General features: G+C 64.5%; 21 protein-coding genes. 8 read left to right on the top strand and 13 right to left on the bottom strand.

What is annotated here, in order from left to right:
* Nucleotides 1-106: 106 nt before the first annotated feature.
* The 4 genes from J7G73_RS09055 to J7G73_RS09040 are packed head-to-tail and all read right to left on the bottom strand — an operon-like array spanning nt 107 to nt 4503.
* Nucleotides 107-793: a peptidoglycan-binding domain-containing protein gene (locus J7G73_RS09055; RefSeq protein WP_291246016.1), complete on the bottom strand. Its 687-nt coding sequence runs from the start codon at nt 791-793 to the stop codon at nt 107-109.
* A gap of 30 nt (nt 794-823) precedes the next feature.
* Nucleotides 824-2899, bottom strand: coding sequence for a peptidoglycan-binding protein (locus J7G73_RS09050; protein WP_291246015.1), 2076 nt, complete (start codon nt 2897-2899; stop codon nt 824-826).
* A 9-nt stretch (nt 2900-2908) separates the two neighbouring features.
* Nucleotides 2909-4369 (bottom strand): recombinase family protein, encoded by a 1461-nt coding sequence (locus J7G73_RS09045; RefSeq protein ID WP_291246014.1) that lies wholly within the window; start codon nt 4367-4369, stop codon nt 2909-2911.
* Complete coding sequence (locus J7G73_RS09040; RefSeq protein ID WP_291246013.1) at nt 4366-4503, bottom strand: hypothetical protein; 138 nt, start codon at nt 4501-4503, stop codon at nt 4366-4368. Before J7G73_RS09040 ends, J7G73_RS09045 begins: the two co-directional genes overlap by 4 nt.
* Before the next feature lie 200 nt (nt 4504-4703).
* Here J7G73_RS09040 and J7G73_RS09035 point away from each other — a divergent pair, with 200 nt between their 5' ends.
* Nucleotides 4704-5648 (top strand): putative ABC transporter permease, encoded by a 945-nt coding sequence (locus J7G73_RS09035; protein ID WP_291246012.1) that lies wholly within the window; start codon nt 4704-4706, stop codon nt 5646-5648.
* A 111-nt stretch (nt 5649-5759) separates the two neighbouring features.
* Complete coding sequence (locus J7G73_RS09030) at nt 5760-6563, top strand: Crp/Fnr family transcriptional regulator (RefSeq protein ID WP_291246011.1); 804 nt, start codon at nt 5760-5762, stop codon at nt 6561-6563.
* 287 nt (nt 6564-6850) lie between these two features.
* On the opposite strand, the gene J7G73_RS09025 is transcribed toward J7G73_RS09030, so the two are convergent.
* The 4 genes from J7G73_RS09025 to J7G73_RS09010 form a co-directional block, all read right to left on the bottom strand.
* On the bottom strand, nt 6851-7504 hold the full coding sequence (locus tag J7G73_RS09025) for an HdeD family acid-resistance protein (RefSeq protein WP_291246010.1): 654 nt from the start codon (nt 7502-7504) through the stop codon (nt 6851-6853).
* Between the two features lie 80 nt (nt 7505-7584).
* On the bottom strand, nt 7585-9135 hold the full coding sequence (locus tag J7G73_RS09020) for an oleate hydratase (RefSeq protein ID WP_291246009.1): 1551 nt from the start codon (nt 9133-9135) through the stop codon (nt 7585-7587).
* 288 nt (nt 9136-9423) lie between these two features.
* Nucleotides 9424-10398: a choloylglycine hydrolase gene (gene bsh, locus J7G73_RS09015; RefSeq protein WP_291246008.1), complete on the bottom strand. Its 975-nt coding sequence runs from the start codon at nt 10396-10398 to the stop codon at nt 9424-9426.
* A 54-nt stretch (nt 10399-10452) separates the two neighbouring features.
* Nucleotides 10453-11085, bottom strand: coding sequence for a carboxypeptidase-like regulatory domain-containing protein (locus tag J7G73_RS09010; protein WP_291246007.1), 633 nt, complete (start codon nt 11083-11085; stop codon nt 10453-10455).
* A gap of 174 nt (nt 11086-11259) precedes the next feature.
* Between J7G73_RS09010 and J7G73_RS09005 the strand changes: the two genes are divergently transcribed.
* From J7G73_RS09005 to J7G73_RS08990, 4 genes are all read left to right on the top strand, one after another.
* Nucleotides 11260-12147: an aldose 1-epimerase family protein gene (locus J7G73_RS09005; RefSeq protein WP_291246006.1), complete on the top strand. Its 888-nt coding sequence runs from the start codon at nt 11260-11262 to the stop codon at nt 12145-12147.
* Between the two features lie 77 nt (nt 12148-12224).
* Complete coding sequence (locus J7G73_RS09000; protein ID WP_291246005.1) at nt 12225-12974, top strand: tRNA threonylcarbamoyladenosine dehydratase; 750 nt, start codon at nt 12225-12227, stop codon at nt 12972-12974.
* A gap of 40 nt (nt 12975-13014) precedes the next feature.
* On the top strand, nt 13015-13500 hold the full coding sequence (locus tag J7G73_RS08995; RefSeq protein ID WP_247643408.1) for a MarR family transcriptional regulator: 486 nt from the start codon (nt 13015-13017) through the stop codon (nt 13498-13500).
* Nucleotides 13501-13538: 38 nt separating this feature from the next.
* Nucleotides 13539-14753: an aminotransferase class I/II-fold pyridoxal phosphate-dependent enzyme gene (locus tag J7G73_RS08990; RefSeq protein WP_291246004.1), complete on the top strand. Its 1215-nt coding sequence runs from the start codon at nt 13539-13541 to the stop codon at nt 14751-14753.
* A gap of 132 nt (nt 14754-14885) precedes the next feature.
* Here the strand turns inward: J7G73_RS08990 and J7G73_RS13720 are convergent, their stop codons facing one another.
* Together J7G73_RS13720 and brnQ are read right to left on the bottom strand one after the other, a co-directional pair.
* Nucleotides 14886-15146, bottom strand: a complete 261-nt coding sequence (locus J7G73_RS13720; RefSeq protein ID WP_367113973.1) for a branched-chain amino acid transport system II carrier protein — start codon at nt 15144-15146, stop codon at nt 14886-14888.
* Nucleotides 15062-16204 carry a branched-chain amino acid transport system II carrier protein gene (gene brnQ, locus J7G73_RS08985; protein ID WP_367113972.1) on the bottom strand — a complete coding sequence of 381 codons (1143 nt, stop codon included), beginning with the start codon at nt 16202-16204 and terminating at the stop codon, nt 15062-15064. Before brnQ ends, J7G73_RS13720 begins: the two co-directional genes overlap by 85 nt.
* Nucleotides 16205-16544: 340 nt before the next feature.
* Here brnQ and J7G73_RS08980 point away from each other — a divergent pair, with 340 nt between their 5' ends.
* A complete protein-coding gene (locus tag J7G73_RS08980; RefSeq protein ID WP_291246003.1) occupies nt 16545-16685 on the top strand; it encodes a hypothetical protein in 141 nt (46 codons plus the stop codon).
* A 271-nt stretch (nt 16686-16956) separates the two neighbouring features.
* Nucleotides 16957-17430, top strand: a complete 474-nt coding sequence (locus J7G73_RS08975; RefSeq protein ID WP_291246002.1) for a hypothetical protein — start codon at nt 16957-16959, stop codon at nt 17428-17430.
* 68 nt (nt 17431-17498) lie between these two features.
* Here the strand turns inward: J7G73_RS08975 and J7G73_RS08970 are convergent, their stop codons facing one another.
* From J7G73_RS08970 to J7G73_RS08960, 3 genes are all read right to left on the bottom strand, one after another.
* Nucleotides 17499-18593 carry a hypothetical protein gene (locus J7G73_RS08970; RefSeq protein ID WP_291246001.1) on the bottom strand — a complete coding sequence of 365 codons (1095 nt, stop codon included), beginning with the start codon at nt 18591-18593 and terminating at the stop codon, nt 17499-17501.
* Between the two features lie 76 nt (nt 18594-18669).
* The gene (locus J7G73_RS08965) at nt 18670-19380 is read right to left on the bottom strand and encodes a hypothetical protein (protein ID WP_291246000.1); all 711 of its coding nucleotides are present in this window, start codon (nt 19378-19380) and stop codon (nt 18670-18672) included.
* A complete protein-coding gene (locus tag J7G73_RS08960) occupies nt 19344-19754 on the bottom strand; it encodes a hypothetical protein (RefSeq protein ID WP_291245999.1) in 411 nt (136 codons plus the stop codon). Before J7G73_RS08960 ends, J7G73_RS08965 begins: the two co-directional genes overlap by 37 nt.
* Nucleotides 19755-19842 lie beyond the last annotated feature (88 nt).

The raw sequence follows: 19842 nt of genomic DNA, 5'->3' as shown, positions 1-19842 counted from the left end.
CAAAAGTCCATATTTTGAGTGATTTTGTCATGAAATGGGTACAAAAAGTTTACAGAAAAGCCGGGCCTCCCGTTGGGAAGCCCGGCTTTTTGTGAGAGGGCGGCGGTCAGTCGATCACGGTCTTGGTGCGGCCGATGCCCACCGAGGCGGCGGTGATCTTTTTCCAGGTGTTGCAGCCGCAGATGCCGTCCGCGGTCAGGCCGCTCTGCCGCTGGTAGGCCTTGAGGGCATTTTCGGTGTTGGCGCCGAACTTGCCGTCCAGCGTGCGGGTAGAATAGCCCAGGGCGTTCAGCGCGTCCTGCAAAATGAGCACGTAGGTGTTCACCGAGCCCCGGCGCACGGTGGGGTACCCGGCGGTGGTGCCGCTGCAGGCGGGCTTGCCGTAGCGCCGGTCAAAGTGCACCCAGGTGGGGGTCATGTCCTGGGGCTCCACATAGCCCCAAGCCCCGGTGTTTTTGGCCGCTTTCCAGATGGCGTTACGGGCGCTGGAGCCCTGCCCCTGGCCCACGTCAAAGGCAACGCCCGCGTAGTGCTGGCTGCGGGTGCCGTGGCCGCCCTCCCAGATGCGCTTGAAGGCGTAGCCGATGTGGATGCCCTTGCCGTAGGACCGGCGGGTCAGGTTCCAGGCCTCCATGGCGGCGGTGGTGGTCCAGAGGGTGGGGCTCTGGCTGCTGCCCCGGAACTCCTTCACCTTCATGGTGGTTCCGTAGGAGTAGGGCATGGTGTCGTTCTCGCCCAGGTTGTAGGTGATCAGCTTGTTGGAATAGGCATCGTACACAAAGATCTTGGGCATGGTGTTCGCTCCTTTCGTTTGGTGGGGTGTTCAGGCTTCGGGAATGGGCGGATAGAGCAGCGCGAAGATGGCATCCCAGGTGGCGCGGTCCACCACGCCGGTGGCGGGCAGGCCCAGACCCTGCTGGAAGGCGGTCACCGCGCTGGTGGTCTCGGTGCCGTAAACGCCGTCGTTGGGAACAAAATCCGCCACGCAGTACCGCTGGGCGATGCCGTTCATGGCCTGCTGCAGCGAGCTTACCGCCCCGCCCGCGCTGCCCGGGGCCATCACGTAGCCCGGGTAGTCCGGCGCGGCGGCGGGCACCGTGGAATCCGGCACCCCGCCGGCCAGGCTCAGGAAGGTGGCCTCCAGCGCGTTCCAGGTGAATTCGTCCACCGTATCGCTCTCGGGCTGGTTGAACTCCAGCTGCCAGCTGTGCAGGGAATCCAGGGTGCTCTGGCCGAAGATGCCGTCGATTTTGCCCGGGTCCTGCACGGTGTCGTAGAAATAGCTGATGTAGCGCAGCAAAAACTGCACGAAGGCCACCGAGGGCCCCTCGGCGCCCAGCATCAGCTCGAAGCCGGGCCAGGGCACAAGGTTGAAGGCGGCCAGCAGCCCGTCGGACGAGCGCAGCCGCTGAGCCTGCTCATACAGCGCCTGCCAGGTGGCGGGGCCGATGATGCCGTCCGCCGTCAGGCCGAACATGGTCTGGAAGGCCCGCACTGCCGCGGTGGTGGACGGGCCGTAGATGCCGTCGATGGTCACGGTGGGCAGGGTGGGGAAGTAGACCGCCAGCAGCTTCAGATAGAACTGAGCCTCCCGCACCGACTTGCCGGTGCTGCCCTGCTTGAGGGGGGTGCCCGGGTAGGTGCCGGGGCGCTGGTTGGGGGCAAGCAGGCTGTCGGCCACGTCGCCGTATACCTCATACAGCTTCTGCCAGGTGGCGGGGCCCACCACGCCGTCCTGGGTCAGGCCGAATTCCTTCTGGAAGGCCTTCACCGCGCTGGTGGTGGCCGCGCCGAAGATGCCGTCCACCGTGATGGTGGGGATGGACGAGAAGTTGGAGGCCACCATGCGCAGATAGAACTGCAGAAGGCGCACGCTGTCGCCCCGGTCGCCCTGACGCAGCGGGGTGCCCGGGTAGCCGCTGGGCTGGTCCTGAATGTCGCTTTCCAGACTGTTGTAGGCGGCGGCAATCGCCTCCCAGGTGGCGGGGCCCACCACGCCGTCCACGGTCAGGCCGTTCTCCCGCTGGAAGGCGCGCACCGCATTGGCGGTGGCATTGCCGTAGATGCCGTCCACCGTGAGGCTGGGCAGGGCGGGGTCGAATTCGGCCAAAGCGTTCAGCCAGAACTGGATGCGCTCCACTCCGGTGCCGGTGCTGCCCACCTGCAAAGCGGTGCCCGGATAGGTGCTGCCGTTCACGTTGCTCTCGCCGCTGGGCTTCTCGCCCTCGCTGGTCAGCTCCGCCAGGTCCTTCACCGACACATAAATGTAGCTGATCTTGTACCAGGTGGCCCGGCCCACCACGCCGTCCACCGTCAGGCTGAACTGCTTCTGGAAGGCCTTTACCGTGGACTCGGTGGCCGCGCCGAACACGCCGTCGGTGCCCGGGTTGCCGAAGAAGGGGTAGTCCTTGGCGATGCGGGTGAGCTGCCGCTGGATGATGCGCACGTTGGTGCCGCTGTCGCCACGGCGGAGCGGGCTGCCGGGGTAGCTTTCCGGGATGTCCTGCAGGTTGTTGGTGCGCACGATCTCGATGTCGTTGCCGTAGTAGTATTTCAGGATCTGCAGGGCGTTCTTGCCCTCGTTGGCCCGGTCCACCGTGCCCCACTGCTTCATGCCCTTGCAGGTGACGGACTTGCCGTCGCAGTATTCGGTGTAGTAGGGCTCGATGGTGCCCTGGCGGCGCACGTAGGTGTTGAAGATGTCGTCGGTGAGCTTTTCCATCACCTCAAAGATGTTGCGCCCGTGCACGTAATACTGGTCGTAGCTGGTGGAGTTGGTGATGTTGAAGGTGTAGCCCCGGCTGGGGTACCACTCGGTGAAGATGCGGTTCATGGCCAGACTGATCTGGGCGTGGATGTTGGCCCGCAGGGCCTGCTCCGGCCAGGCGGGCGTGCCCAAACCCGCGCCCTACACCCGCCAGAAAATTTCCAGCCGCCGGTTGCCCGCCTCGTCCGGCGGGTACACCAGAATTTTCTCGATCAGCGCCGCCGCCAGCTCCCGGCTCAGGGGCAAAGGGATGGAGGGGTCCGGCGCTTCGGGCGGTTCCGGGCCCCGGGGCGGCTCCAGCTGCCGCAGCCGGGCCAGCAGCTCGGTTCGCAGGGCGGAAAATTCCTCCTCCCCCAGCAGCCCGGCGGCTCTGTCCTGATAGAGCCGGGCCAGCGCCAGCCGCAGCCGCCGCCCCGCACCCGCGCCGGGCGGCGGGGCCTTGGCCGGAGCCGGGGGCAGGCTGGCGGCTGCTTCAAACAGGGCGGCCACCCGCCCGGCAATCAGTTCCTCCAGCCCGGCAAGGGGCAGATAGGGCTGACCGGGGCAGGCCGCGGGGCTCTGGCGGGCGGTGCGGCAGCGGAAATACCGGGTGGGCGCACCGCTTTTGGGGATGGAGCCGGAGCGGGTCTGTTCCATCAAATGGCCGCACAGGCCGCAGACCACCAGCCCCGCCAGCGGATGGGGCGCGCCCCGGCTGCCCGAGCGGGCCCGGGCGGAGAGCAGCGCCTGCACCCGGTCGAACACCGCCCGGCTCACCAGAGCGGGCTGGCTGGCGGGGGCCACGATCCAGCGGCTTTCCGGCAGGCGGCGGGTCTGCTTGCCCCGCCAGCTGATCCGTTCCACCCGCCCCTGCACCAGATCCCCCGCGTAGGTGCGGTTGGTGAGCAGCCGGTGCACCGTGGCCTTGCTCCAGAGGCCCGGCCCCGGCGCTTTGCCCGCCGCCAGCGCCTTCGCTGCGGCAGGGGCGGGGATGCCCTCGGCGTTCAGCCGCCGGGCGATGGCCGCGCACCCCAGGCCGGAAAGGGCCAGCGCGAAGATGCGCTCCACCACCGGGGCGGTGGATTCGTCCGGCAGAAGATGACCCTTTTGGGCCGGGTCCTTTTGGTAGCCATACAGCGGGCTGCTGGCGATGCTGCACCCCTGCCGCCGCTTGTGGGTGAGCACCGCCCGCACGTTGGCGGAAAGGTCCTCCAGATACCACTCGTTCATCAGCCCGTAGATCTGGCGGCTCTTTTTGCCCGCCGCGTCGCCGGTGTCCACATGGTCCACCAGCGCCAGAAACCGTACCCCCCAGAGAGGAAACAGCCCGTGCAGGTACTTTTCCACCAGCTCCATGTCCCGGGTGAAGCGGGACTGGCTTTTGGCTAAAATCACGTCGATCTGCCCCGCCCGGGCGGCGGCGAGCATCCGGTTGAAGGCCGGGCGGTCCCGGTCCGCGCCGGAGTAGTCCTCGTCGCAGTAGATGCCCTGCACCGCATAGCCCAGCCGCTTCGCCCAGGCCAGCAGCATGGAGCGCTGGTTCTGGATGCTCTCGCTCTCGGCACACGCTTCCAGCCCCTCGTCCTCCCGGCTCAGGCGGCAGTAGAGCGCCGCCCGCGTCAATGCTCCGGCTCCTCTTTGGGCGGCTGGGGCGTGTTCTCGGTCAGCGTCTCGGCCAGACGGCGCACCGCCGCCGCCCGCTCCCGGTCGCCCTTGGCAAGAAAATGCTCCTCCAGAATGTAATGAATGGACGCCATATGAAAAAATCCCTCCTGTTCGATGCATTTCGCGGCAGCTGCCGCCGTATCATCCTATGAGCCGGGCGGGCGGAAAAATGCGCAAAATCTGTACGGAAGAGCCAGTCTGTTGTGCAGCCAACCGCAACAAAAGCCCCGAAAGGGTACAATGAGCTCATGGACCCGGCGAGACGGCCGGGCCAATGGAAGGATGAAGCAATATGATGTTGGGACTTTACATACTTCCCCAATGGGTGCTGCTGTTTTTTAGCTATGGATTTCTGGGCTGGGTCTGGGAAAGCGGGTATGTTTCGGTGCGTCAGAAGCACTGGGTGAACCGGGGCTTTCTGCATGGGCCGGTGATCCCCATCTACGGGTTCGGCGCGGTGGCCATTCTGGCCCTGTGCGCCCCGGTGGCGGGCAGCCTGCCGATGCTGTTTTTCAGCGGCATGTTCTGGGCCACGGCGCTGGAATACGCCACCGGCTGGGCCATGGAGCGCATGTTCCACGTGCGCTACTGGGACTACAGCAAGGAAAAGTGGAACCTGAACGGGTACATCTGCCTGATGGCCTCGCTGTGCTGGGGATTGTTCTCGGTACTGCTGCTGCGGGTCATCCAGCCCCCGGTGGCGGGTGCCGTCACCGGGCTGAGCGGCCCGGCAGCGGCCATGCTGGCCATGGTGCTGACCCTGGCCTTTGCGGCGGATGTGATCGCCTCCACCCGGGAGGCTCTGGACCTGCGGCGGCTGCTGGAGCAGCTGAGCGCAAGCCGGCAGCAGATCGCACGGCTGCAAAGGCGGCTGGAAATTGCAGGGGTCTTTTTGCAGCAGGATGCCCGGGATGCCCTGGACGGCCTGCGCAAGGAGGGCGAACGGGCCGCCGGCGTGGTGAGCCTGCGGCTGGAGGCGGCCCGGGAACGCCGCCGCAAGATGCTCTGGCAGATGAGCCGCCAGCTGGAACAGCTGCGGCGGGAGGGCAAGCTGCACCCGGGTCTTGCCGGGCCGGACCAGAAGGCCATCCAGCGGGAGCTGTCGGCCATGCACCGGCGCACCGACGAGATGTATCGCCGGGCGGCACGGGTACTGCAGCGCAACCCCGGCTCCACCACCAGCCTCCACCCCGAGGCCATGGAGGAGCTGCGCACCCTCACCGGCAGCGAGCAGTAACCCTGCAGCAGAATAAACCGAAGCGGCGGACCGAACACGGCCCGCCGCTTCGCTGAGTCAAAACACAAAAAGGACGGTCTTGCAGCCCGCCGCACAAGGAGTATAATAAGGATGAAACAGAACAATGTAAAGCAGGAATACCGGCTGCGGTATGGCATGCCGGAGCAAAAAGGGGGAACCGGTATGGAGACCGAACAAACCATGGAACAGCGGCTGGGGGTGGAGCTGGAAACGCTGCGGCACTGCATCCTGTTCCGCAACATGACCGATGAGGAGATCCGAAGCGCACTGGAGGCCGTGGGCGCCCGGCGGGCGAGCTATGCCCGGCGGGCGGTGATCGGGCAGGACGGCGATGCGCTGGAGGAGGTGGCGCTGATCCTTTCCGGCAATCTGCATCTGGCCCACGCGGATGCGGCGGGCAACAGCAACCTGATGGACGTGCTGGGCCCCGGCGACACTCTGGGCGTGCTGAACGCGGTGGGCGGCTACCGGCTGCACAGCACCATTACCGCCGCCAGTGCCGCCGAGATGCTCTTCTTCCGGGTGGAGGGGCTGCTGCGGGCAAACCGGCTCACCGACCCGGGGCAGATCCGCTTTGTGCAGAACCTGACTCTGGCGGTGGCCCAGAAGGCTCAGCGGCTGACCAAAAAGCTGGAGGACAGCATCCGCCGCACCACCCGCGAGCGTCTGCAGGACTACCTGAGCGCCCAGTACCACAAGGCGGGCAGCCGCACCTTTGTGATCCCGCTGAACCGGCAGGACCTGGCGGACTTCCTGTTTGTGGACCGGAGCGCCATGTCCAACGAGCTGTGCAAGATGCGGGACGAGGGGCTGCTCAAGTTCGAGAAGAGCCGCTTTGAGCTGCTGGTGCAGATGCCCATCACCGACCAGGAGCCGGACCCCAACGAGGAGTAAACCATACATATCCCAGAGCCCCGAGCCAACACGGTTCGGGGCTTTTTGCGTAGATACCGGCACCCTCTGAGACGGGCTGCAGGGCACCCTGAGCCGCTGTTCGGGCTTTGAGCACAAGGTCCCTGCCCGGGGCCGGGCACGGGCTGGCGGGCACGGCAGAGGGCTGTGGGAGCATGGTGGAGGAAAGCGCCTGCGGCAACGGGAAAATGCAGGCAAAAAAGAACGCCTTTCCGAACTTCGGAAAGGCGTTCTTTGATTTGCGGTTTGCGGCGCGGAGCCGGGAGCGGTTATTCCACCGCCCGCAGGCCCCGGTGGCCGGAGCAGGATTCCGCCAGCACCGCCACGCCGCTGCCGGCGAGAAAGGTGCCCCACAGGGTGCTCAGGGCGAACCAGCCGGCCACCGGAGCGGCCATGACCACAAGGCCCACCAGCAGGTTCACGATGCCGCTGGCCAGCACCCAGCCCGCGCCGGGGCTTTTGGTGCGCCGGAGAGTGGTGTACTGGAACAGCTGCCCCACACCGGCCAGCAGGCCGAAGAAGGCGGCCACCGAGGCCAGCGATGCGATCATGCTCCCCATCCCGAGGGGGGTGGTCAGGGCCATCCAGAGGGTAACGACGCTGAGCAGCGTCATGGCGATGCCGTTGGTCAATGTCCAGCCGCTGCGCCTGTCCCAGGGAAGGCGGGCGAAGGCGATGATCTGGGCTATGCCGTAAACGCCCAGCCCGCCGGTGAGCAGGGTGGCCAGCGAGATGCCCGCCGCCCCCGGCGCCAGAATGGAGACGAGCCCCACCCCCACCAGAGCCGCGCCCACCAGCAGGCCGCTCTTGCCGTTCACCGGCACAAAGGCCGTTTCTCCGTCGGGGATAAATTCCGCCCGGGGCGGGCCGTCGTTCAGGTAGTCCGCGCCGGTGTGGGTATAGGTGTAATTGGTTTCTTTCATGGATGATTCCTCCTCAGGATGGTTCATGTCTTTTTCGAGGGCCGGGCCCGGTGTTGTGCCGGGCCCGGCCTGCCTTGGGGTCAGATCAGCTGGTAGCGGGCCAGCAGCTCCTCCAGCACGGTGCCCTGGAACTTGTCCAGCCCGGCGTGCAGGGCCAGCTTGTAGGGCAGGGGCAGCTTCATGTCGGTGAGCTTGCGGCCGTCCAGCAGGTAGTGGGTGGCGTTGAGCAGGCACCGCAGGTCGTAGGCGGAGCCGAATACCTCGGGCACCCCCCGCTCCACGTCCAGCAGGGTGTAGACCGCCTCCATGGCGGTGCGCACCGAGTATTCAGTGGTGAAGATGGTGTCGTGCCGGGTCTCGGCGAACTGACCAAGGAAGGCGAAGTTCACGCATTCGGCGGGCACCACCTGGGGCCGGTCGCCTGCGGCACGGGGCATGAAGAAGGCGGTCACGTAGGGCATCATGCAGGGAACGGTGGAGGCGGCCTCACGGGCCAGCAGCTCGATCTCGTTCTCGGGTACGCCCAGATGGTACAGCCACTCCATGCAGATCTCGGCGCCGGTGCATTCCGCCATGGGCTTGCCCACATAGTCGCCGGGTTCATCGGGGGAAAGACCGTAGATCCAGCCGACCAGCTGGCCCGCGGGCTGTGCCTTGAAGTGGGGCTGCCGGTTGAAGGTCCAGCTCATCAGCCAGGCGGAGTCCTTGGCGGTCACGATGCCGCCGGTCACCACCCGCCCGGAATAGGGGTCCCGGCGGCAGATCTTCTGCACATAAGAGGCGATGCGGTCGTCCAGCAGGGTCACGGTGGCGGATTCCCATTTGGTGGCCTGAATGTCGGAGCAGAAGGCGTCCGGGTTGCCGAAGGCCGGGTTCTGAACCGCCAGGTTCTTCCACAGCTGCCAGCTACTGCCCTCGCCGTTCTCCACCGTCAGGCGGGGCGCCTCGTCGTTGGAGCCAAGGGCCGCGCCCTCGGTGCAGGAGCCGTTGGTCACGAAGACCAGGTCGCTTTCGTCCAACCGGTGCAGATAGAGCTTCATCTCCAGCGCCGAGTGCCATTTTTCAAAGGCGAACATGGTCTGCCAGTAGAGCCAGAAGTTGGAGGCGTAGAACTCGTCGCTGAACACCTCGTCGATGGTCTTGTTGTACAGGTCCTCGTCTTTTGCGAAGAAGAGCGCCATCAGCTCCAGAGCCGCCGCGTCGCTCAATCCGAAGCGGTTGCCGGTTTCGGCGCTCACGCCCTGGTTCAGGGTGGCCCGGTTCAGCGAGAAGTTGGGGTCGTCCTTGTTGAGCCAGTAGAATTCATCCAGCACGCTGGCGTTTTCCACCTCCAGCGAGGGGATGGACCGGTACAGGTCCCACAGGCACTCGTAGTGGTCCTCCATCTCCCGGCCGCCCCGGATCACAAACCCCAGCTGGGGGTCCAGAATACCGTCGCAGGCGCCGCCGGGCAGGGGCGCTTCCTCCAAAATGTGGATGCGCTCGCCGGGGATGCCGCCGTCCCGGATGAGGAAGGCTGCCGCCGAGAGGCTGGCAAGGCCGCCGCCCACCAGCCAGGCGGATTTGCCCTCGGCTTTTTTCGGGGTGCGGGGGCGGGCAAACGCTTCGTAGTTGCCGTTGCTGTAGTACATAAAAAATACCTCCTGTGCCGGGGGGCGCTGCCCTGCCCGGCGATAAAAAAGAAAATGGATGGTACAAAAAGCGGGAGGACCCGGGCCTGCTTGCCCGTTTGCAGCAGCACACAGCGTTTGCAAGAAAGGGAAAACCGGCAAGGCGCATCGCCTTTGACCTGTATTCATCATACGCTGAATCCGGGCGGGAAACGGTTTGCCAAACAACGGTTTTGCGTTTGCGGCAAAAAAAGGCGGAAAAGGAAAAAAATCCCCCTGACCCGAAGGCCAGGGGGAAAAGGGAAGAATTCAGTTCAGGGCTTCGAAGCCGTGGCCGCCGGGCAGCGGCCAGCAGCAGAGGGTGCTTGCCTCCAGCGGGGCCCGCAGCAGGCTCACCGCGTGGATGCGGCTGTTGTCGTAGGTCTTGAAGTAGTACACGCCCCGGGCCGGGTCGGCACAGCAGGAGTAGAGGGTCAGGTCCGGTTTGCCCTCCGGGGTCATCACGCTGCCCCGCACCATGGCCACCGCGTCCAGAATGTGGAAGAACTGGTTCACCGCGTCGTCGCCGGTGGTGTGGATGGAGTTGCCCTTCAGAAAGGCTGCCCGCACGAACCGGCTCATGGGGGAGCAGTCGCCCGGCAGGCCGATGGCGCCCATGCCCTGGCCGTAGGGAGTGAGGGCAAGGCCGGGGGCGAAGCGGTTTTCCGGCGGCGCGGCGGAAAGGGTCTGGTAGCCGGTCAGGTTGGCCAGCTGCACCGGGAAGGGCGGGTTGTTGGTGAGCACGCCCACCGGGTCCTCGTACAGGCGGGAGCCCTCGGCGGTGACCTCCATCACCAGCGAACCGGTGCCGTCGGCAATGTGCCAGTGCAGCGGGGCCAGCGGATAGCCCGGCGCGAAGGGGATGCCCAGCAGGTCGATGCTGGTGAGCATTTCCCGGGCCTCCTTCAGGGTGCGGCAGCTGCCCAGCACCAGCGGGATCAGCTCATAGGGAGCCACCGCGTCCGGCGCGGCCTGGTCGGCGGGGGTGTAGTAGGCGTTGCCGGGGAAGTTCAGCCCGGCCATGTACAGCCCGGCCTCATTCATGGCCTCGGCATACAGGGGCACACCCCCGGCCACGGTGGCCATGCCGATCATGCCCAGATGGTGAGGCATCGACGGGCGGCGGTGAAAATGGAAGGCGAAGGAGCGGGGGGTGGCCACCACCTGCTGGCCGAAGGGCGTTTCCAGGTCCAGATTACGGCCGAACAGGGGATAGGGGGCGGAAAAAGCAATGCTTGTGCACATAAGAGTAGTCTCCTTGCGGCGGTGCCGCGGTCTTGGGGGAATGTTTCGTTACACCTAGTATACCACATGGGAGGGAAAAATCCGTTGTTTGAAAAACGCCGCCGCGGGTTTGGTCACGCCCGGCCAGGTGGGGTAGACCTCGCTGGAGGCCACGTTGGCGATGTAATGCCGGAAACTCACCGTCACGTTGCGGGCGCTCTCCTTGGGCTTGCCCAGGTGCACCGTGATGGTGGTGGGCACGATGGGGGTGGCCAGCACCAGCGGGGCCGGGCAGTTTTGGGCCGGGGCCACGCTGGAGGGGCCCTCGGGCCGGTAGAGGGAGTGGGCCGGGATGTCGAAGCTTTCCGGCTTTGGCTGGGGCCCGCCCAGACGCTGGGCAGGCAGCATCTCCAGCAGGATCAGGGCGGTCTGGCAGGCGAACACCTGCACCCCCTGCATGGTCACGGTCTGGTAGCCCTCCTTCTCAGCGGTGACCTCCCACACACTGTAGGGCTGTTGGGTGTTGGCTTCGTCCAAGCTGAGCGCCTTGTCCGGCGCGGGCAGTGTGATCACCGGCGCGGTGCCGGTTTCATCGGTGGTCACGGTCACAGGTGCATGGCCCTCGCCGCGCACCGTCACGGTCACGCCCGGCACCGGGGCGCTCTGGCGGGCGGCGTAGCTCTGCACCAAAAGGCAGCCGTTCATCATGAGGCAAAACTCCTTTCGTTGGTTGATATTTGGCGTGCGGGCGGGTGCGTGTGTGCCGTCCGCTCTGGTTCCAGAATATTCCGCAAACGTGCCAATCGACACTCTTGGAATTTTGCCTCGGGTGTACTATACTTTAGGTAACGTCTTTACCAAAAAGAAAGGGGCAGCGTTTTTATGCAGCATACCATTGAAAATGAATTTTTGACCGTCACCGTGGAGTCCAAGGGTGCTGAGCTGATGAGCGTGGTGGACAAGGCCACCGGCGCCGAGATGATGTGGGACGGCCAGAAGGATGTGTGGCCCCGCCGCGCACCCATCTTGTTCCCCTACTGCGGCAAGCTCAGCGGCGGCCGCTACACCCTGGACGGCGAGACCTACGAGGGCGGCCAGCACGGCTTCGGCCGGGATTTCGAGCACGAGTTCGTGAGCGCCAAAAACGGCGTGATGCGCTTTGTGCTGCGCTCCAATGAGGAGACCCGCAAGAAGCTGCCCCGGGACTTCGCCCTGGAGAGCACCTTCACCCTGACCGGCCGCACCCTGCGCCAGACCATCACCGTGACCAACACCGGCGACAAAGAGCTGCGCTTTGGCTTCGGTTTCCACCCGGGCTTCGCGCTGCCCTTTGACGACAAGCACACCACCGCCGACTACGAGCTGCGCTTCGATACCCCCCAGACCCCCGTGGTCATCGAGACCGGCGCCACCAGCGGCCTGGTCACCGGCGAGACCCGGGTGCTGATGGAGAACAGCGCCGTCATCCCCCTGGATGACCGGATGTTCGATTACGACTCCACCTGCATGAGCCAGCTGACCGCCAAGACCCTGAGCGTGGTGGAGAAGGACACCGGCCGCCGCGTCACCGTGGGCTTGGAGGGCTTTGCCTACACCCTGATCTGGAGCGCGCCCGGCAACCCGAACCTGCACTTTGTGTGCATCGAGCCCTGGCACAGCCTGCCGGATACCGAGACCTTCGGCGGGGACTGGAACGAGAAGCCCTGCGCCGCCGCCCTGGCCGCGGGCGAGAGCTGGAGCACCGATCTGAACATGACCTTCGAGCGCTGAGCGCCCGCCGGGCCGGGGGAAGCTGCCCCCGGCCCCTTTTTATCCAACGATACCCCAAAAAAGGAGAACCAAGACCCATGAGCATCGCACCCTTTGAACGGCGCACCGCCCTTCTGCTTGGCGAGGAGGGCGTAAACGCCCTGCACGCCGCCCACGTGATTCTGTTCGGCGTAGGCGGCGTGGGCGGCTACGTGGCCGAGGCCCTGGCCCGGGCAGGCGTGGGCCGTCTGACCCTGGTGGACGACGACACCATTGCCGACTCCAACCGCAACCGCCAGCTGATCGCCCTCACCGAAACGGTGGGCCGCAGCAAGGTGGAGGTGGCCGCCCAGCGCATCCGGGCCATCAACCCGGACTGCCAGGTCCAGGCCCGCGCCCTGTTCTATATGCCGGACACCGCCGACCAGATCCCCTTCGAGGGGGCCAGCTATGTGGTGGACGCGGTGGACACCGTGACCGCCAAGCTGGAGATCATCGGCCGGGCGCTGGCCGCCGGGGTGCCGGTGATCTCCAGCATGGGCACCGGCAACAAGCTGCACCCGGAGCTGCTGGAGCTGACCACCATTGAAAAGACCACCGCCTGCCCCCTGGCCCGGGTGATGCGCCGGGAGTGCCGGGCAAGAGGCTACAAAAACATTCCGGTGGTGTATTCCACCGAGCCCGCCCTCACCCCGAAGCAGCTGGACGGCCCGGCCGAGGTGCCGGGCGCTGCGGTGCGCACAGGCAGCCCCAAAAAGCAGACCCCCGGCAGCGTGAGCTTTGTGCCGGGTGCGGCGGGGCTGATCATCGCGGGCAAGGTGGTGCGGGACCTGACCGGCCAGCCCTGAGGGCTCGGTGCAGGCAAAACAAAACGGGAGGAACACGGCTGTGAACGACGAAAAGCGCCGCGAATTGCTGGAGCAGATCTGGAACCAGCAGAACCAGGCCTACGACCTGATGTGTGAATACGACGCCATGCCCCACCGGTACGGTGCGTGCATGCTGTATCAGGCCCAGGCCCATATGATCGACCTGATCGCCCAGTACCCGGACATCACCGCGGCGGACCTGGCCGTCATTCTGCGCAAGACCCCCAGCGCCTGCTCGCAGACCCTGCGCAAGCTGCGGGAGAAGGGGCTGGTGGAGCAGCTGCGCAACACCGCCAACAACCGCCAGTACAAGCTGCAGCTGACCGAGAGCGGTCAGGCTCTGTACCGGGACCACGCCGCCTTCAGTGCCGACTGCCAGCAGCGAACCTTTGACCGGCTGGCCGAGTTCACCGAGGAGGAGCTGGCGCTTTATCTGCGGGTGCAGCAGCGCATCAACGAGGCCTACGCCGACGATGTGCGCCGCAGCCGGGAGGTGTTTGCCTGAAAGCGGGCACCCTTTGCGCGGAAAAGGAGACGAGTGCAATGAAATACGATTTTACCTCCATCATCGACCGGCGGGGCTTTGATGCAACCGCCGTCGAGGGCATCGGCCAGAAATACTGGGGCAGTGAGCCGGAGGCCCCGGGGGAGGGCTTTGATGCCATTCCCATGTGGGTGGCGGATATGAATTTCGCCACCTGCCCGGCGGTGCCGGAGGCCATCATCCGGCGGGCGCAGCATCCGCTGTACGGCTATTTTCAGCCCCGGGAGGAATACTATTCCAAAATCATAAGCTGGCGGACCCGCCGCAACGGCTTCACCGATCTGAAAAAGGAATACATCGGCTATGAAAACGGGGTGCACGGCTGCGTGACCAGCGCGGTGAAGACCCTGTCCGCCCCTGGCGACAGAATTCTTCTGCACAGACCGGTCTATGTGGGCTTCAAGGCGGATGTGGATATGCTGGGGCGGGTGCCGGTGTACAGCCCCCTTGTGCAGGATGCGCAGGGAATATGGCGGATGGATTACGAGGACATGGACCGGAAGCTGCGGGAGAACCGGATTCATCTGGCCATCTTCTGCTCGCCCCACAACCCGGCGGGCCGGGTATGGGAGCGCTGGGAGCTGGAAAAGGCCATGGAGGTGTTTGAAAAGAACCAGTGTCTGGTGATCAGCGACGAGATCTGGGCAGACATTGTGTATACCGGCCATAAGCACACCCCCACCCTGATGGTGAACGACTGGGCAAGAGAGCACACGGTGGCGGTGTATGCCCCCTCCAAAACCTTCAATCTGGCGGGGCTGACCGGCAGCTATCACATCATTTACAACCAGTACCTGCGCGACCGGGTCACCGGCGAGGGCCACTCCACCCATTACAATGAGATGAACGTGCTTTCCATGCATGCGCTGCTGGGCGCCTACAGCCAGGAGGGCGAGGAATGGGTGGCGGAGCTGCTGCAGGTGCTGGAGGGCAACTGCCGCTATGCCTGTGAGCATATCCGGGACCATTATCAGGGCGTGCAGGCCGCCATGCCCCAGGGAACCTACATGCTGTTTCTGGACCTGACCGAATACTGCGAGCGCATCGGCCGCACGCTGGATGAGGTGCTGAAGGCCGGCTGGGCGGTGGGCGTCGGCTGGCAGGATGGCCGCGCCTTCCAGGGGCCCTGCCATATCCGGATGAATGTGGCCTCGCCGCTTTCCCGGATTCAGGAGGCTTTCGACCGGCTGGACAAATATGTCTTCAGCGACTGAGCAGCGGCAAAGGATTTTTCTCTTATCTAAGATACAAAACAAAACACAAGGCCCCCGCGGGGCGGCAGAACAGCCGTTTGCCCGCGGGGGCCTTGTGCATGCTTGGGGAGAAAATGCATATAGAGAAGAAAATCAGAGTTTGCGGCGGCGGCCGATGCCCAGCAGGCTGGCCACAGCGCCCAGCACGCCGCCCAGAACGGCGGGCAGCAGCCAGTAAAGGCCCTCGGTATACAGGGGCAGGCCCTCGAAGAAGGCCGCCACCGGACCGCCCAGCAGCTTTGCCTGCACCAGAGCGCCGGGCACGCTCATCAGAATGGTGAAGGCCACCGCCACCGGGTAGCACAAAGGCGCCTTGCCGGTGATGCGGTGGGCGAGGCCCAGCGCGATGAGCACGATGGCCACCGGGTAGATGGCGCTGAGGATGGGCACCGAGATGGCCACAGGATGGTGTTCAGCCCGGCGATGGAAACAAAGAAGCTGATCACCGCGAAGATGACCACCCAGGCCCTGTAGGGGATTTTGGGCCACTGCAGGCTGAAATATTCGCTGCAGCAGCTGAACAGACCGATGCAGGTGTTCAGGCAGGCGATCACGAAGATCAGGCCGAGCAGGGCGGTGCCCGCCGGGCCGTACATCCAGCTCATCAGGTTGGTGAGCACGCCCGCGCCGTTGGAATAATTGTCGAAGCTGCCGCCGCTCACCGCGCCGATGTGAGCCAGCGCCGAGTAGACCACAAGCAGCACCGCACCGGCGATCCAGCCCGCACGGATGGTGTGGCGCACCACCGATTTTTCATCGGTCACGCCCCGGTTCTGGATGTTCAGCGCGATGATGATGCCGAAGTTCAAAGCGGCAATGGTGTCCATGGTCTGGTAGCCGTCCACAAAGCCCTGGGCCACCACGTTGCCGGTGTAGTTGCGGCTGGGCACCCCGTAGCCGCCGGGGGCGTTCACGAAGCAGCCTGCCACCATGACGAAGATCAGCACCAGCAGAATGGGTCCCAGCGCCTTGCCCAGCCGGTCGGTGAGCTTTTCCGGCTTGAAGGCCACCAGCATGGCCACTGCGAAGAATACGAAGGAATAGGCGCACAGCACCCACAAGGGGGCGTCCGGCCAGAAGGGGCTCACCGCCATCTCGAAGGAGGTGCTGGCGGTGCGGGGAATGGCAAGCCCCGGCCCGATGGACACATAGATCAGCAGGGTGAACAGCCAGGCGAACCGTTTGCTCACCCGGCCCGCCAGCACCGGCAGACCGCCGGACTGGGCCACCGCCACCACGCCCAGCACGGGCAGGCCGATGGCGCTCATGGCAAAGCCGATCATGGCGGGCCAGGTATCGGTGCCCGCCTGCGCGCCCAGAAAGGGCGGGAAGATCAGGTTGCCCGCCCCGAAAAACATGGAAAACAGGGTCAGGCCCACAAAGAAGCTGTCCCGTTTGGATAATCGCTGCACGCTGTTTCCTCCTTATAAAAAAGCGTCGAATCGCTGGTTGGGAAAAAGTAAGTTGTTCCAGTGTAGCACAAAAAGGAACACTTGTCCACGGCAGAGCTGTAAATCGACTGGGCCAAACCCGTCAAAAGCAGGGGAATCACAGGGGGAATTCGCACAAAAAAGCCGGGAAAATCCGGCGAATCGGCCAAAAACCTATCTTGTCAATAGGCATATTGGATGAAAAACAGGAAAAAACTTTGGCAGGGGGAAGGGCAGGAAGCAGGGGCGCAGGTTGACGGAAACAGTACAGCGGCATACAATAAAAGCAGATCGAAGCGCAAAGCAAAGGAGGCGGAAAGGGATGGAGCAGGAACGCTCAGCCGCCCGAAAAAGATTGCTGGAGCAGCTTCTGGCGGCAGAGAAGGACCGGGCCGAGGGGCGGACGGGCTGCACCCTGGAGGAGCTGGAACTTTTTCTGGAGGAAGTCCTGGAACGGGCATGACAAAGACGGCAGCAGCCAGGGAATGGCAGAAAGAATTGCTTGCGGTTTTCCGGTATATGCTATATAATAAAGATGGAAGAAGGGCGTTTCCTTCCTCCCTTCGCTGGAAGATGACGAGTGACGGTTCTGACTCGTCGGTAAAATAAAATTGACCGGGTGAAGAAGATGTGTGACGGTTCTGACACATCGGTAAAATAAAATTAACCGAGCGAAGAATTTCAAAATCAGGGCTGACTTTTTCGGGTCGGCCCTGATTTTTTGAGGAGAAGTTATGGAGTATCTGGAATCACTTTATTTGTTGTCGCAGGATTTTGTGCAGGATTATCCCGCTTCGAGCTATCCGGAATTGATGCACAAGCAGGGGAGACCGTATTCCTGTTTGCTGATTGAGACCCACGAGGGATACTTTATCTGTGTACCGTTTCGCTCCTCCATTAAGCACAAAAATGCGTTCCTGTTTACCGGGACAGCCCGTTCTCTGGCATCCCGGTCCGGGCTGGATTACTCCAAAATCGTGATCGTGAAGGAAAAGAAATATCTGGATGATAAGCCTGCGATTGTGGATCAGGACGAATACAACGAAATGCGCACTCATCTGCCCAAAATTGTGGAACAGGTAAATAACTATGTGCGTACATATATCGACCATGTGACGGGAAAGAAGCTGCTGCATCCACGGCAGTATGCCCGAAGCTATGGTTTTTCCACCCTTCCCTATTTCCACGATGTGCTGGGAATTGAGTAATATACAAAAAGCCAAGCCCCCGGGCGCTGCAATGCAGGCCCGGGGGCTGTTTTGCTGCCCGTCAGCGCTCACAGCCGGCGGGCGGTTTGCAGATAGGTGCGGCTCACCGGGCCGGTGCTGTCCGGCACAAGGCCGAAGGTGTATTCCATGGCGATGGTGCCGCTCTCCAGCGGCAGGGTCAGGGTGGCGGTCACGGTGTCGCCGGTGCGTTCATACACGATGGCGTCCGGGTCCGCGTCCAGCGCGGCGCGGATGGCGGCCTCGTCCGGGTTCTGGGCGGGGAGCACCTCCTCCGGGCTCTGCAGGGCCACCGGCATGCAGGGCCCGCCGCCCCGCCAGTCCCCCGCCCAGGAGGCGTTTTCCCGGGCAAAATCCGCCTGGAAGATGATGCCGGAGGGCGTTTCGGTGCGGCCCTCGTCGGTCAGGCCGAACCAGCTCTCAGCCCGGGCGTACAGGTACCAGGCGCACTCGGCGGGGGTCAGCTCAGTCAACGGGTCCTCCAGGTCCCGGAAGATGCCGGACAAAGCCAGCGCCCTTGTCTGATGCTGCAGCATGAGCCACTGCTGCATGGTCAGCTCCAGCTCCTGCTGCATGGGGTCGGTGCTGGGGGTGACCGGCTCGCCGCCCATGTAATAGCGCCAGCCGTCCGCGATGGTCCAGCCCGCTTCTTCTTTCAGGGCCAGATACACGTAGTCGGCTGTGCCGTCGGAATACTGGGGCCCACAGAGAATGGCCTCGGGGGTGTATTCGGTGGTGGTCCGCACCATCAGCAGGCAGCCGCCCGGGTCGGTGATGCAGTCCAGGCAGCTTCTGCCGTCCAGCCAGGGGGTGTTGTCGGTCAGCGGGATCTGAAGGCCCGCCCACTCCTCCGGCGGGATCACCTGCACGCTGTCCAGCCGGGCGGTGAGATACCGGCCCGGACGGTCCCAGTCGGCACGGAATCGGGTCTCCAGCACATCGGTGATGGCGGTCAGGTCCTCCTCGGTGGGCTGGATGGGCTCGGGCAGCGGGTCCGGCAGCGTGACGGTGAGGGTGCTTTCGGCGGCAGAACCGGCCGGAGCCCCCGAGGACGCGGGCGCGGCGGGCGCGCAGCCGGTGCAGAGAGTGAAAAGCAGCCCGGCACAGAGGGCCAGGGCGGCAAGGCGGAACGTGCTGCGGGTCATGGGAACTCCCTCCTTTTGGGGAATCAGGCAAACCGTGCGGCCTGCCAAAAGAACGCGCGGCGGATGTGCGAAAAATTCACGCCCGGTGGGCGCTTTGCAGATACGTGCGGCTGAAGGGGGCGGGGTCGTCCGGCACAAGACCGAAGGTGTATTCCATGGCCACGGTGCCGCTTTCCAGCGGAAGGGTCAGGGTGGCGGTGACCACGTCGCCGGTGCGGCTGTAGGCGATGGCCTGGGGGTCCGCGTCCAGCAGCGTTTTGATCTCCTCACAGGCCGCACAGGGGGCGGGCAGCGGCTCCTCTGTGTTTTCCAGCGCGGCGGGGGTTGGGTCCTCGCTGCTGATCCGGTCGGTGAAGTCCGCCCGGAAAATGGTGCCTGCGGGAATCTCGGTGCGGCCGTCCTCCGCCAGGCCGAACCAGCTCTCGGACCGGGCATACAGGTAATTGGCCCATTCCTCGGCGGTCAGTTCGGTTAAGGGATCGTCAAGGTCCCGGAAGATGCCGGAAAGGGCCAGCGCCCGGGTTTGATGCTGCAGCATCACCCACTGGTTCCGGGTCAGGCCCAGCTCCTCCTGGGCCGGGTCGGGGCTGGGCTCGGGCAGCTCGCTGCCCTTATAGTAGGCCCACTGGTCCGCGATGGTCCAGCCCTCGTCGCCGTTCACCGCCAGATACACGTGGGGCATCACCCCGTCGGAATACTGGGGCACCCCAACCAGGGCTTCGGGGGTGTATTCGGTGGTGGTCTGGGCCATCAGCAGGCAGCCGCCCGGGTCGGTGATGCAGTCCATCCAGCTTTTGCCCCCAGCCGGGTGTTGCCGCTGGTGAGGGGCAGCTCCAGATCCGCCCATTCCTCCGGCGGGATCACCCGCACGCTGTCCAGCCGGGCGGTGAGATACCGGCCCGGCCGGTCCCAGTCGGCACGGAACCGGGTCTCCAGCACATCGGTGATGGCGGTCAGCTCCTCCTCGGTGGGCTGGAGCGGCTCGGGCAGCGGGTCCGGCAGAGGGATGGTGGTGGGCGCGGGCGCGTCGCTTTCGGCGGTCACCGAGCTGGCCGGAGTCTCCGAGGATGCGGGGGCGGCGGGCGCGCAGCCGGTGAAGAGAGTGAAAAGCAGCCCGGCGCAAAGGGACAGGGCGGCAAAACGAGTCAAGCTGCGGGTCATGGAAAATCCCTCCTTTTTCAGGGAATGGGAGAAAAAGATCGTTAAAAAATACTTCTCTTACCCTGAAAACGAACCGAAGGCCCCGCTC

It is taken from the genome of Allofournierella sp. (assembly GCF_017889395.1).
GTDB lineage: Bacteria > Bacillota > Clostridia > Oscillospirales > Ruminococcaceae > Allofournierella.
The sequence above is the reverse complement of the archived record's forward strand: the minus strand, read 5'-3'. Positions and strand labels throughout refer to the sequence as shown.

Bases quoted from the DNA above. Each gene is read 5' to 3' on its own strand.
- J7G73_RS08965 (WP_291246000.1), bottom strand. From the start codon at position 19,380: ATGGACTGCATCACCGACCCGGGCGGCTGCCTGCTGATGGCCCAGACC.
- J7G73_RS08960 (WP_291245999.1), bottom strand. From the start codon at position 19,754: ATGACCCGCAGCTTGACTCGTTTTGCCGCCCTGTCCCTTTGCGCCGGG.
- J7G73_RS08980 (WP_291246003.1), top strand. From the start codon at position 16,545: ATGGAGCAGGAACGCTCAGCCGCCCGAAAAAGATTGCTGGAGCAGCTT.
- J7G73_RS09020 (WP_291246009.1), bottom strand. From the start codon at position 9,135: ATGTACTACAGCAACGGCAACTACGAAGCGTTTGCCCGCCCCCGCACC.
- J7G73_RS09040 (WP_291246013.1), bottom strand. From the start codon at position 4,503: ATGGCGTCCATTCATTACATTCTGGAGGAGCATTTTCTTGCCAAGGGC.
- J7G73_RS09010 (WP_291246007.1), bottom strand. From the start codon at position 11,085: ATGATGAACGGCTGCCTTTTGGTGCAGAGCTACGCCGCCCGCCAGAGC.
- J7G73_RS09005 (WP_291246006.1), top strand. From the start codon at position 11,260: ATGCAGCATACCATTGAAAATGAATTTTTGACCGTCACCGTGGAGTCC.
- J7G73_RS09030 (WP_291246011.1), top strand. From the start codon at position 5,760: ATGAAACAGAACAATGTAAAGCAGGAATACCGGCTGCGGTATGGCATG.
- J7G73_RS08975 (WP_291246002.1), top strand. From the start codon at position 16,957: ATGGAGTATCTGGAATCACTTTATTTGTTGTCGCAGGATTTTGTGCAG.
- J7G73_RS08990 (WP_291246004.1), top strand. From the start codon at position 13,539: ATGAAATACGATTTTACCTCCATCATCGACCGGCGGGGCTTTGATGCA.
- J7G73_RS08970 (WP_291246001.1), bottom strand. From the start codon at position 18,593: ATGACCCGCAGCACGTTCCGCCTTGCCGCCCTGGCCCTCTGTGCCGGG.
- J7G73_RS09035 (WP_291246012.1), top strand. From the start codon at position 4,704: ATGATGTTGGGACTTTACATACTTCCCCAATGGGTGCTGCTGTTTTTT.
- J7G73_RS09025 (WP_291246010.1), bottom strand. From the start codon at position 7,504: ATGAAAGAAACCAATTACACCTATACCCACACCGGCGCGGACTACCTG.
- J7G73_RS09000 (WP_291246005.1), top strand. From the start codon at position 12,225: ATGAGCATCGCACCCTTTGAACGGCGCACCGCCCTTCTGCTTGGCGAG.
- bsh (WP_291246008.1), bottom strand. From the start codon at position 10,398: ATGTGCACAAGCATTGCTTTTTCCGCCCCCTATCCCCTGTTCGGCCGT.
- J7G73_RS09055 (WP_291246016.1), bottom strand. From the start codon at position 793: ATGCCCAAGATCTTTGTGTACGATGCCTATTCCAACAAGCTGATCACC.